At 33.1% G+C, this 12260-nt stretch carries 10 protein-coding genes and 1 tRNA gene; 9 read left to right on the top strand and 2 right to left on the bottom strand.

Features of this window, described 5'->3' with window-relative positions; translation table 11 throughout:
• Window positions 1–157: 157 nt before the first annotated feature.
• Window positions 158–457 (top strand): hypothetical protein, encoded by a 300-nt coding sequence (locus tag QO263_RS17460; RefSeq protein WP_285624242.1) that lies wholly within the window; start codon window positions 158–160, stop codon window positions 455–457.
• Between the two features lie 60 nt (window positions 458–517).
• On the opposite strand, the gene ltaE is transcribed toward QO263_RS17460, so the two are convergent.
• The gene (ltaE, locus tag QO263_RS17455; RefSeq protein ID WP_285624240.1) at window positions 518–1552 is read right to left on the bottom strand and encodes a low-specificity L-threonine aldolase; all 1035 of its coding nucleotides are present in this window, start codon (window positions 1550–1552) and stop codon (window positions 518–520) included.
• A gap of 306 nt (window positions 1553–1858) precedes the next feature.
• On the opposite strand from ltaE, the gene QO263_RS17450 reads away from it, so the two are divergent.
• From QO263_RS17450 to QO263_RS17440, 3 genes are all read left to right on the top strand, one after another.
• Complete coding sequence (locus tag QO263_RS17450; RefSeq protein WP_285624237.1) at window positions 1859–2329, top strand: sigma-70 family RNA polymerase sigma factor; 471 nt, start codon at window positions 1859–1861, stop codon at window positions 2327–2329.
• A 2-nt stretch (window positions 2330–2331) separates the two neighbouring features.
• A complete protein-coding gene (locus QO263_RS17445; RefSeq protein WP_285624235.1) occupies window positions 2332–3717 on the top strand; it encodes a DUF4179 domain-containing protein in 1386 nt (461 codons plus the stop codon).
• 328 nt (window positions 3718–4045) lie between these two features.
• On the top strand, window positions 4046–5389 hold the full coding sequence (locus QO263_RS17440) for an MATE family efflux transporter (protein ID WP_285624233.1): 1344 nt from the start codon (window positions 4046–4048) through the stop codon (window positions 5387–5389).
• A 43-nt stretch (window positions 5390–5432) separates the two neighbouring features.
• On the opposite strand, the gene QO263_RS17435 is transcribed toward QO263_RS17440, so the two are convergent.
• Window positions 5433–5825 (bottom strand): GreA/GreB family elongation factor, encoded by a 393-nt coding sequence (locus QO263_RS17435; RefSeq protein ID WP_285624230.1) that lies wholly within the window; start codon window positions 5823–5825, stop codon window positions 5433–5435.
• A 291-nt stretch (window positions 5826–6116) separates the two neighbouring features.
• Here QO263_RS17435 and QO263_RS17430 point away from each other — a divergent pair, with 291 nt between their 5' ends.
• The 5 genes from QO263_RS17430 (at window position 6117) to clpX (ending at window position 12242) form a co-directional block, all read left to right on the top strand.
• Window positions 6117–8465 carry an ATP-dependent DNA helicase gene (locus QO263_RS17430; RefSeq protein ID WP_285624227.1) on the top strand — a complete coding sequence of 783 codons (2349 nt, stop codon included), beginning with the start codon at window positions 6117–6119 and terminating at the stop codon, window positions 8463–8465.
• 190 nt (window positions 8466–8655) lie between these two features.
• Window positions 8656–8739 (top strand) — tRNA-Leu (locus QO263_RS17425).
• A 311-nt stretch (window positions 8740–9050) separates the two neighbouring features.
• Entirely contained in the window at window positions 9051–10337 is a 1287-nt protein-coding gene (gene tig, locus QO263_RS17420) for a trigger factor (RefSeq protein ID WP_285624225.1), read from the top strand.
• 23 nt (window positions 10338–10360) lie between these two features.
• Window positions 10361–10945 (top strand): ATP-dependent Clp endopeptidase proteolytic subunit ClpP, encoded by a 585-nt coding sequence (clpP, locus tag QO263_RS17415; RefSeq protein ID WP_285624222.1) that lies wholly within the window; start codon window positions 10361–10363, stop codon window positions 10943–10945.
• 22 nt (window positions 10946–10967) lie between these two features.
• A complete protein-coding gene (gene clpX / locus QO263_RS17410) occupies window positions 10968–12242 on the top strand; it encodes an ATP-dependent Clp protease ATP-binding subunit ClpX (RefSeq protein WP_285624219.1) in 1275 nt (424 codons plus the stop codon).
• The last annotated feature ends 18 nt before the right edge of the window (window positions 12243–12260 follow it).

The raw sequence follows: 12260 nt of genomic DNA, 5'->3' as shown, positions 1-12260 counted from the left end.
TTGTACTTGTTTAACTATGAAGAAACTTTATGCTAAATTTAGCATATTAAATAGTATAAGCTTTATATTTACAGAGCTATTGAATTAATATAAATATGAAAAGTAATGAATTAGAAAAATAAAGCTATATATTATTTGTAAAGGATGGGAACTAAGAATGTCTAATGGTTTCATGACTATTGAAATGCTGGGTACCTTTGCTGGACTAGTAGCTGCAGTAAGTATCATAGTACAGTTCACAAAATCAATAGTGAAAAATAAATTCGGCGATGCTTATATTAGATTATATACCCTCATAATAGCATTGATACTAACTTTTATATTTGCAAAGCCTGGTCAGGGAATTAAGGGAATTGCCCTTACAGTAGTGAATTCAGTAGTAGTGAGTATTACTTCTATTGGAAGCTATGAAGTTATCTCTGATCCTAAAGCAATGAAAAGGAAATATAAAGATTAAAAAGTCGGCTATGGGGTGACCCATAGCCTTTTTAAAGAGCGGCAAGAACTGGCTAGATGATTAGCTTAAAATTCTCCTAACTACATCTACAGTATATCTAATATCATCATTAGATATATAATTATGTGTAACGAATCTAATTCTGCTGCTATTGATGTCAGATGTCAGTATACCTTCTTTTCTTAGTCTAGCAACAAGATTAATGCTATCATATTTAGGAGTGGCTATATCTACCATCAATATATTGGATTGGATGGTATTCATATCTATTTTGATACCTTCTATATCCTTAAGCCCTTCAGCAAGAAGCCCTGCATTTTTGTGATCTTCTGAAAGCCTTTCAACCATACTTGTTAGCGCTACGATACCTGCTGCCGCTAAAATACCAGCTTGTCTCATGCCACCGCCAAGTAATTTTCTATATCTTCTAGCTTTATTAATAAATTCTTTGCTGCCTGAAAGAATTGATCCTACTGGAGCGCATAAGCCTTTGGACAAACAGAACATTATGCTATCACAATATTGTGTTAATTCTTTTACATCACAGCCTAAAGCAGTACTTGCATTGAATATTCTTGCTCCATCTAGATGTACTGGAATATTATGTTTTTTAGCTAGATTATAAATTTCCTTCATTGGTTCCTTAGGAACAACAATGCCTCCTGCCATATTATGAGTGTTTTCCATGCATATGAGTCCAGTTTGAGGGTGATGTATATCGCCATCAGCTATAATAGCCTTTTCTACATCTTCAGATTTCATTATTCCATTATTACCTTTTACAATACGAGCCTGAACTCCAGATAGAAAGGCAATTCCTCCGACTTCATAATTATAAATATGGGACCTTTCCTCTAAAACTATTTCATTTCCCCTTTGAGTATGACATAGTACTGCTAATTGATTGCCCATAGTTCCACTTGGAACGAACAATGCAGCTTCCTTACCTATTAAATCAGCTGACATTTCTTCTAGCTTGTTTATTGTAGGATCTTCACCATAAACATCATCACCGACTTCAGCACTAAACATTGCTTCTCTCATTTCTTTAGTAGGTTTAGTTATAGTATCACTTCTAAAATCTACAGTTCTCACAAAATCAACTCCTAAATTAAGCTTTAGAAATATTATATAATATCTAAATTACACAGTAAAGATAGCTGCCAATTTCAAAGCAAATACGACATTGCTTGTAAACGCAAAAAACATAAAGATGTGTAGGCCTATAAGGACATATAATAGATCGGAGATTCGAATATTGACAACAAAAATTATTTTATATGGTAAAGGAAGAAATGTATTATAAAATAAAGATATAAAAATATTATGAAAAATAAATCAAAACGTATCACTTGTTTATCTAATATATAGAAGTACTTCATTTTGAAAGGAGCACAATTAATGGACAAAAAAGAGTTTGCCCAAAAAACAGAGGCAGTAAAAAAACAGCTGTATAAAACTGCTTACTTGTATTTGGGTAATGAGGCCAGTGCTTTAGAGGCCGTTGACGAAAGTGTTTATAAGGCGCTTAAAGCCATAAAAAAACTAAGACAACCTGAATATTTTAATACATGGATTACACGCATTTTAATTAATGAATGCAAGAAAGAACTGAAAAGGCTTAAGCGAATAAGGCCGGAGGAATACATACCATTGGAGAAACTTGAAGAACGCAATTACGACAATCTTTCTTTGAAAGAAGCAATTAGGCATCTTCCAGAGGGATTAAAAGTTATAATTATTTTAAGATTTTTTTCCGGACTAACCCTTGCTCAGACTGCCCAAACCCTTGATATTCCCCAGGGTACAGTTGTTACAAGACAACGCAGAGCATTGCAATTACTAAAACTTGAATTACGGGAGGGAGAATAAAGATGAGCAGAAATGAAGAATATATTTTATTGATGGAAGAAATGGAAAATACACCTGTTCAGCTAGAAAATATTATTGAGAGAGCTGAAGCAAGAATTAGGCTTAAACAGAATAAACGACGCATTTTTGCTGTATCTCTAAGCAGTGTGGCATCATTTTTGATTGTGTTTATAGTTCTTATTAATTGCTTTCCTACTTTTGCTTATGCCTGTGGGAAAATACCACTTTTTAAAGAGCTTGCTAAGCTGGTAGCTTTTTCACCGTCGCTTTCAGCTGCAATAGAAAATGAATACGTCCAGCCTATTGAACAACAGCAAAGCTTAAATGGAATTACGGCACGAATAGAATATGTTATTGTGGATCAAAAACAGCTTAATATTTTCTATTCTCTTAACTCTGAAATCTACACAGCAATGGATGCTACACCTGAAATTAAAGCACTTGATGGTTCAGCTTTGGATGGCTATGGAATATCTTCTGGAAATCCACAAACCCCCAATGGGGAACTTAGCTTTATGACGGTTGATTTTATGGAACATAATATGCCAAATGGTATGCGGCTTATACTCAAGGTTCATGACAATGGAAGCTTTATTGAAACTGTACGTGTAGAGGACTCTATTTTGTCTCAAGATGAGTATAAAGAGCCTAAATACATTTCAACATTTACATTTGATCTGAGCTTTGATCCATATTATACAGCTCAGGGTGAAAAAATTGATGTAGATAAAACATTTATAATTGATAATCAAACTTTAACATTGAAGACAGCTGAAATATACCCAACTCACATAAGAATGGAATTTTGTGATATAGAGGAAAATACAGCTTGGCTGAAAAGTTTATCTTTCTATATAGAAAACGAAAAAGGTAAAAGATTTGATGAAATAAAAAATGGCATTACTGCCACAGGCTCCATTGATTCACCTATGATGGCTTCTCATAGACTTGAAAGTCCATTCTTTTCTGAAAGTGATGAATTGAAGCTTTATATTACAGGTGTAGATTGGTTGGATAAGGAGATGGAAAAGATAAGACTTGACCTTGTCAATGTCACTGCAGAGAATTTACCACAAGGTGTTATGTTTGAAAATGCTGAACGCAAAGGCAATAGCTGGATACTTACTTTTACAGGGAAGCAGTACAAAGAAAATTCTTCATATCAGATATGGAGTCATAACTATTATGATGAGAATGGTAATGAATACACATACAATAGCTGGTCATATCATAGGAGCAGTAAATATTGGGATGAACAACAAAACAATATGGAAGTATTCCATGTAGAGATATGCTTAGTAGATTACCCTTATGATATAGTTTACATGTCACCTATATTCTCACGAAAAGTGGAATTGAGCCAACCTATAGAGATAAAAATCAAATAATGCATATCACATTGGTGTCATTCTTATTAGGCGTTGCTGTAATACCTACAGAGCTTTATACTTTCTTTGTAGGTATTTTTTATTTCTTTTTTAGTGTGAAGAAACTTCTTGATATATTTAGCATAGTAAATAATATATACAAATTGATAAGCAGAGCATTACGCTATCACAATTTAATGAAGTGATTATATTAAGTACCTCAGTACTATTTGAATGAATTGGAATATTATGTTTTTTAACTGATTTGTGTTGTCTTTATACAAAACAATAAGGTATAATGTTATCTGTTACTTATTCTGCATAATACAAAGGATTTGGTGAAAAAGACATGGAAAGATTAGACAATAGGGATGTTAGAAATCGAATTTTTAAACTAGCTATTCCAGCAATAATGGAAATGACACTGCATACTCTAGTATGGACTGCTGATATGGCTATGGTAGGCAGACTTAATCCTGCCTCAATATCTGCCGTTAATTTAGGAGCACAGATAATGTTTACAATAAGCAATATTTTTGGTGCTCTTGGAATTGGTGCTACTGCTATGGTGTCTAGGCAAATAGGGGCGGAAGACAGAGTAGAGGCTGAAAATATTGCAGCTCAAGCAATTGGAATAGCTTTTATAGCGAGTATCATAATAGGACTTACAGGAATTTTATCAGCAAATACGACATTTAATCTAATAGTAGATGATCCGGAAGTCATATCTTTAGGAAGTAATTATCTTAGAATAGTTTTCATAGGTGCATTCTTCTTGATACCACAATTTGTAGCTAATTCCATATTAAGAGGCGCAGGGAATACAGTTATTCCTCTTGTATCGGCAGCATTTGCTAATGCATTTAATATTATTGGGGACTATGTGCTTATATTTGGAAAGTTTGGTTTTCCAGAGCTTGGAGTGAATGGAGCGGCTATTGCTACTGGAACTTCACAAATAATTGGTGCCTCCATTACATTCTTTTTCTTAATTAGAGGAAAATCAGGTATTAAGCTTCACATCAACAAGGTATTTAAGTTAAACAGAGATATTATTAAAAGTATTGTTAATTTAAGTGTGCCAGCTACACTTGAAACATTTATGAATGAAGGAAGCAGATTATTATCCTCATTTTGGATAGCACAGCTGGGTACAGCTGCTTTTGCTGCACATTCCCTTGCTAATGCAGCAGAGTCAATATCCTTCATGCCTGGCTACGGTTTTGCTGTAGCAGCTACTACAATGGTTGGGCAAAGCTTGGGAGCAAAAAATATAGAAAGAGCAGAAATTAGTACAAAAAAGTCAGTAATATATTCAGTTTTGTTGATGACGACAGTAGCCTCAGTATTTTTATTTGTACCCTTTGAAATCATGAGACTTTTTAGCAATAATCTAGAAACCGTAGAATTAGCCTCAAGATGCTTACGTGTAGGTGCAGTTGAACAGATACCTATAGCAATAGCTATGTCAGTTTCAGGAGCTCTTAAAGGAGCTGGGGATACTAAAGGACCATTTAAAATATCATTAGTTACAAATCTAGCTGTAAGGCTTCCTTTGATTTTTATCATTGTATTTGTTTTAAAATGGAATATAGTATTTGTATGGTGGGCAACAGCTATACAATTTATAGTAGAAGCTGTCTTAATGACAATTAGATACAGACGAGGCAGATGGAAATCCATAAAAATATAAAAGAAAGAGCTTTTTTGCTCTTTCTTTTTTTTTTTTTTTTTTTTCACGAAAGCTCAATAGATTTTATTTCGTATTCAATATTTTCCATAGGCGTTTCTACCAAGACATGATCTCCAACCTTTTTTAGTAAAAGCGATTTCCCAATTGGTGAAAGGTAAGATGCAAAGTCCCCATCTAGAGGATTTGTAGTTAAGAAAGGAGAAACTATTTTAAACTTTTCTCTTTCTTTGCTGTTTATATCCTCCACTTCAACGATACTATCGATTATAACAAAGGGACAATCAGTACTTGATTTATTAGTCTTTTTTATTTTTTTAACATACTTATCGATATGCGAAATATAATTTGCAATTAGTGTTTCGAACTCCAATCTTTCAGCCGACATTTCATAGTAGTATTCTTCAATAACTTCATTTTTTTCATCTTCAATTTTCACTAAATGCTCTATGAGTTTTTCATAAATTGATTTTGCTGCTGTGCTTATTTTGATGCACCCCCTATCCCTTTATACATTAAATGGTAAATAATTAAATATACAACAAGCCATTCCGTGTTTTTACGGAATGGCTTCTTTAAATAATCGTACCACAGATGTTAATCATTGTCAACAATGACTGACATTTCCATTTAATAACAAAGTATAAGTTATATCTAGGATATTGCAAAGTATGTTATTTTCTAATACTATTATAACTAAAGAGACTAGAATGATAGTAGGTTGATAATCATGGAGCTAAAGCAAAAAATCAAGGTGTCTGTCCGTAACCTAGTTGAGTTTATCCTAAGATCTGGAGATATAGAGACAGGATTTATAGGTAGCAGCAATAACAGAGCTGTAGAGGGCACTAGAATACATAAAAAAGTCCAGAATGCCAGTGGAGAAAATTATGAGGCTGAGGTTACCCTTAAATATGATGTAGAATATAAGGACTATATATTAAGTCTTGAAGGCAGAGCAGACGGTATCATTAGGGATGATGATACTGTTACAATCGATGAAATAAAAAGCACAGCAGCACCTATTGAGAAAATAGATGAAGATTTCAATCACCTTCATTGGGCACAGGCAAAATGCTATGCCTTTATTTATGCTGAAGAGAATCAGCTATCAAGTATAAATGTACAGTTAACATATTATCAAATAGATACAGATGAAATTAAACGATTAGTTAAGGAATTTTACTTTGATGAATTAAAGGAATTCTTTTTTGATTTAATTCAAAAATACTTTATTTGGACGGAAATGCAGCATAATTGGAATATTGAGAGAGAGACTTCAATTAAGAAACTATCTTTTCCTCATGAAACATATAGAAAAGGTCAGAGAGATTTGGCTGTTGCTGTGTATAAGACTATAGTAAATGAGAAAAAACTATATGCCCAAGCTCCTACAGGAATAGGAAAGACAATATCTACTGTTTTTCCTGCCATTAAGGCTATGGGAGAAGGGCACACCTCTAAAATATTTTATTTAACTGCTAAGACCATAACTCGAACTGTTGCCAGTGAGGCTTTTTCTTTAATGAGAAAAAATGGGCTGAAGGCAAAGACTGTAATCATTACTGCTAAGGATAAAATATGCTTTAAAGAAAAAACTGCCTGCAATCCAGAGTCTTGTGAATATGCTAAAGGCCATTATGACAGGATAAATGATGCCATAATGGATATTTTGAAGAATGAGGATGACCTTAATAGAGAAACCATAGAAAGATATGCAAAGATACACACTGTATGTCCCTTTGAATTTGCATTAGATTTGACTATTTGGGCAGATGCGGTGATTTGTGATTATAATTATGTTTTCGACCCAAGGGTATACTTAAAAAGATTTTTCTCTGAAAAGGGAGGAGATTATGTTTTTTTAATTGATGAAGCCCATAATTTAGTTGACAGAGCTAGAGAAATGTATTCAGCAGAGCTTTATAAGAAGCCTTTTTTAGATTTCAAAAGAGAAGTAAAGACTACTTATCCTAAACTATCTAAAGCTCTTAATAAAGTTAACCAATATATGCTAGACCTAAAAAAGAAATGTAACGATGACGGCTATTATACTAAAGAAGAAATAGACAATGATATATATTATCTATTAAAAAAGTTTATTGCTGAATGTGAGGAATATTTGTTAAAACAAAAAAAGAATGAGATAAACGAAGACTATTTAAGCCTGTATTTTGATGCCATTTCCTTTACAAGAATATGGGAGCTTTATGACGATAAATATATTACATATGGAGAAAGCTCTAATGGAGATATGAAAATAAAGCTTTTTTGCCTCAATCCATCTCATTTATTAAAAGAAACCTTAAAGAAAGGCAAGGCAGCTATATTTTTTTCTGCTACATTAATTCCAATGGATTATCACCGCAATATATTAGGTGGAGAAGAGGATGACTATACGATTTATTTAGATTCTCCCTTTTCTATTGAAAATAGACGTATTCTTGTGGCTGATAGAATATCAACAAAATATAGAGAAAGAGAAAAGAGTTATACAGATATTGCAGAATACATCAAATCTGTTTTAGATGCTAAAGAAGGAAACTATTTAATTTTTTTCCCATCCTATCAATATATGAATAAGGTTTATGAGATTTTTACAGAGAGATATTCTGAATTTGAAACCTACATTCAAGCACCTAATATGTCTGAGGAAGAAAGGGAAGATTTTTTAGAGCTATTCGAATTAGACAAGGAAAAAAATGTTTTAGGATTTTGTGTCTTAGGAGGAGTATTCTCCGAGGGGATAGATCTTAAGCATGACAGGCTAATAGGAGTTATAATAGTTGGAGTTGGTTTACCTCAGATTTGCTTGGAAAGAGATATTATTAAAGATTATTTCAATAAAATAAACAGATTAGGCTATGAATATTCCTACATGTACACAGGTATGACCAAGGTTCTCCAAGCAGCTGGCAGACTGATTAGAACAGAAGAGGACAGAGGCATTATTCTTCTGCTTGATGAAAGATTTGTGTACTCAAATTATCAAAGATTATTTCCTAGGGAATGGTTTCCTTATATAAGAGTGACGAATAAGAGCATGATGAAGCATTTAGATGAGTTTTGGAAACTATAATAAGGGTTATGGACTGTGTAAAAATAGATAGACATTTTGCTATGTATGTTAAGTATTTTCAAAAAAATAAGGGACTATTAATTAGTCTCTTTATTTTCCTCAAAATTCCATAAAAAAATTTTAAAAATATTGTTGACTTTATTTCTGTACGTGGTATAATAAATTTTGTCGGTAAGAAAAAACAAATTACGCGGGAGTGGCGGAACTGGCAGACGCGCTAGACTTAGGATCTAGTGTCATTGACGTGGGGGTTCAAGTCCTCTCTCCCGCACCACAACAGCCAATGGTATATTCCATTGGTTTTTTTATATATTTTTTGAAAAAATGTATGCTACAATTGGACATGGGAAGAATTTATGATATAATATAGTGGTTAATTATGAGAATGGTTAATTTACGCCAATTGTAACCTTATAATTGAAAATGACATAAATATTGTTTGCAGTATATAGGAATTTTTTAAAAATGGGTATATTCACACTATACATAGACACAGACTTTCGGATATATATTTGATTAGCATGTCGATGATATAAATAGGTGTGAATTAAAGAGACTAATATAAAGGTTTAAGGAGGAAATTAGATGAGTTCAACAGTAGTAAAAAAGGAAAACAATGTTGTTACCTTAAAAATTGAAGTAGATGCAGAAACATTCGAGAAGGGTGTTCAACAGGCTTATTTGAAAAATAAGCAAAGATTCAATATCCCAGGATTTAGAAAGGGAAAAGCTCCTAGAAAGATAATTGAAATGAACTATGGGGAAGGAATTTTTTATGAAGATGCAATAAACATTGTATTTCCAGAAGCATATGATAAAGCTATAGAAGAACATAAACTTGACCCAGTAGATAGACCATCTATAGATGTTGAAGATATTGAAAAAGGAAAAACAGTAGTATTTATAGCTGATGTTACAGTAATGCCTGAAGTTAAACTAGGCGAATACAAGGGTATAGAAGTAGAAAAGACTGAGTATAATGTTACAGAAGATGACTTAGATGCAGAACTAAAGAAAATGCAAGAGAGAAATGCAAGGATTATAGAGGCTGGAGATAGACCAGTAAAACAAGGCGATATTTTAACTATTGATTATTCAGGATTTGTTGGAGAAGAGCAATTTGAAGGAGGAACAGCACAAAATCAACCTCTTGAAATTGGATCTGGTAGATTTATTCCAGGATTTGAAGACCAACTTGTAGGAAAAAATAAGGAAGAAGAAGTAGAAGTAAAGGTTACATTCCCTGAAGAATATCATGCAGATGAATTAGCAGGTAAAGATGCCATTTTCAAAGTTGTAATACATGAAATAAAAGAGAAAGAGTTACCAGTTCTTGATGACGAATTTGCAAAAGATGTAAGTGAATTTGATACACTAGATGAATTAAAATCTGATACAATGAATAAACTTAAGAAACAAGCAGAGCAAAAAGAAAAAGTTGAAAATGAAAATAAAGTAGTAGAAAAAGTAGCAGAGTTGAGCGAAATAGATATTCCAGAAGTTATGGTTGAAAGACAAATTGATGATGATATAAATGATTTTGCATACAGACTAAGATATCAAGGACTAGAATTCGAAAAATATTTAGAGATAACTGGCACACAAGTTGAAGATTTAAGAGTACAATTTAAACCAAATGCTGAAAAATTAGTAAAGGTTGATTTAGTATTAGAAGCTATTTCTGAAAAAGAAGGAATAGAAGCTACAGATGAAGAACTAAATGAAGAGTTAGAAAGTATTGCTAAGCAATACAATCAAGATGTTGAAAAGTTTAAATCCAACATAAAAGATAACGATTTAGAGTATATTAAGAAGGGTATAATTAAAAGAAAGACAGTTGAGTTCTTAACTAAAGAAGCTAAATTGTCTTAATAAGTAAGTTGGGAGGAGATAACATGGCTTTAGTTCCAATGGTTGTTGAACAAACAAATAGAGGAGAAAGATCATATGATATTTATTCAAGGCTTTTAAAGGAAAGAATTATTTTTATTAGCGATGAAATTAATGATGTTACTGCAAGCCTTGTAGTAGCACAGCTTTTGTTTCTTGAAGCCGAGGATCCAGATAAAGACATTCAGCTATATATAAATAGCCCTGGAGGATCCATTACCTCAGGCTTTGCAATATACGATACTATGCAGTATATAAAACCAGATGTTTCAACTATATGCATTGGTATGGCAGCAAGTATGGGAGCATTCTTACTTACAGCAGGAGCTAAGGGAAAAAGATTTGCACTTCCAAATGCTGAAGTTATGATACATCAGCCTTTAGGAGGCACAAGAGGGCAAGCTGCGGATATTAAAATTCATGCAGAGAGAATATTGAAATCAAGAGATCAAATAAACAAGATACTAAGTGATAGGACTGGGCAACCTCTAGAAAAAATTTCTAAAGACACAGATAGAGATAATTTTATGTCTGCCGAAGAAGCCAAAAATTATGGTATAATAGATGAAGTGATAGTATTTAAGAAATAAGGTTAGTTAGGAGAGGTGAACCATGCCAAAATATGAAGAGAAGCAGCTTAAGTGTTCATTTTGTGGTAAATCTCAGGAACAAGTAAGAAGGCTTGTTGCAGGGCCTAATGTGTATATATGTGATGAATGTATTGAATTATGTCAGGAAATAATTGACGAGGAATTTGAAGATACTTTTGAACTTGAGATGAAAGAGCTGCCAAAACCTACAGACATAAAAAAGGTTTTGGACGAGTATGTAGTAAAACAAGATAGAGCAAAAAGGGCTTTAGCTGTCGCTGTATATAATCATTACAAGCGAATTAATAGAAAATCAGCATCTGATGACATAGAACTCCAAAAAAGTAATATAGTTATGATTGGGCCTACTGGCTCGGGAAAGACATTATTAGCACAAACATTAGCTAGAATATTAAATGTTCCTTTTGCTATTGCAGATGCTACGTCTCTTACTGAGGCAGGATATGTGGGTGAGGATGTTGAGAACATATTGCTAAAGCTTATTCAAGCTGCTGATTATGATATAGAGAGAGCAGAAAAGGGTATAATATATATAGACGAGATAGATAAAATAGCCAGGAAGTCAGAGAATCCATCTATAACTAGAGATGTAAGTGGTGAAGGAGTTCAACAGGCTTTACTTAAAATACTTGAAGGGACAGTAGCTAGCGTTCCTCCACAAGGCGGCAGAAAGCATCCACACCAAGAGTTTATTCAAATAGACACTACAAACATCTTATTTATAGTTGGTGGAGCTTTTGATGGATTAGAAAATATCATCCAAAGAAGAATAGGCAAAAAATCCATGGGCTTTGGTGCTGAAATACAAAGCAGAGAGATTAAGGATGTAGGTGAGGTGTTAAAACATTTACAGCCTGAAGACTTGCTTAAGTTTGGACTGATACCAGAGTTTGTTGGTAGACTTCCAGTAATGGTTACTCTAAATCTCTTAGATAAGGAAGCTCTTATAGAGATATTAACTAAGCCTAAAAATGCTTTAGTTAAGCAATATAAGGAGCTATTTAACATGGATGGAGTAGAGCTAGAAATAGATGATGATGCCTTAGAAGTTGTAGCTGAAAAGGCTATAGAAAGAAAATCAGGAGCAAGAGGTCTTAGAGGAATACTAGAAGAAATAATGCTAGATATAATGTATGAAATACCTTCTAGAGAAGACATTGAAAAATGTGTTATTACAAAAGACACAATAGCAAACAAGCAAGAACCAACTCTTGTCCTTTCTGATAAGAGAAAAAAGAAAAAGGCTAAAAAATCTAATAAAGAAGAGACAGCATAAAAAAACCCGCAAATTTGC

The sequence above is a fragment of the Proteiniborus sp. MB09-C3 genome, from assembly GCF_030263895.1.
GTDB lineage: Bacteria > Bacillota > Clostridia > Tissierellales > Proteiniboraceae > Proteiniborus.
Note: the sequence above shows the minus strand (reverse complement) of the source record. Positions and strands in the feature narration are given on the sequence as shown.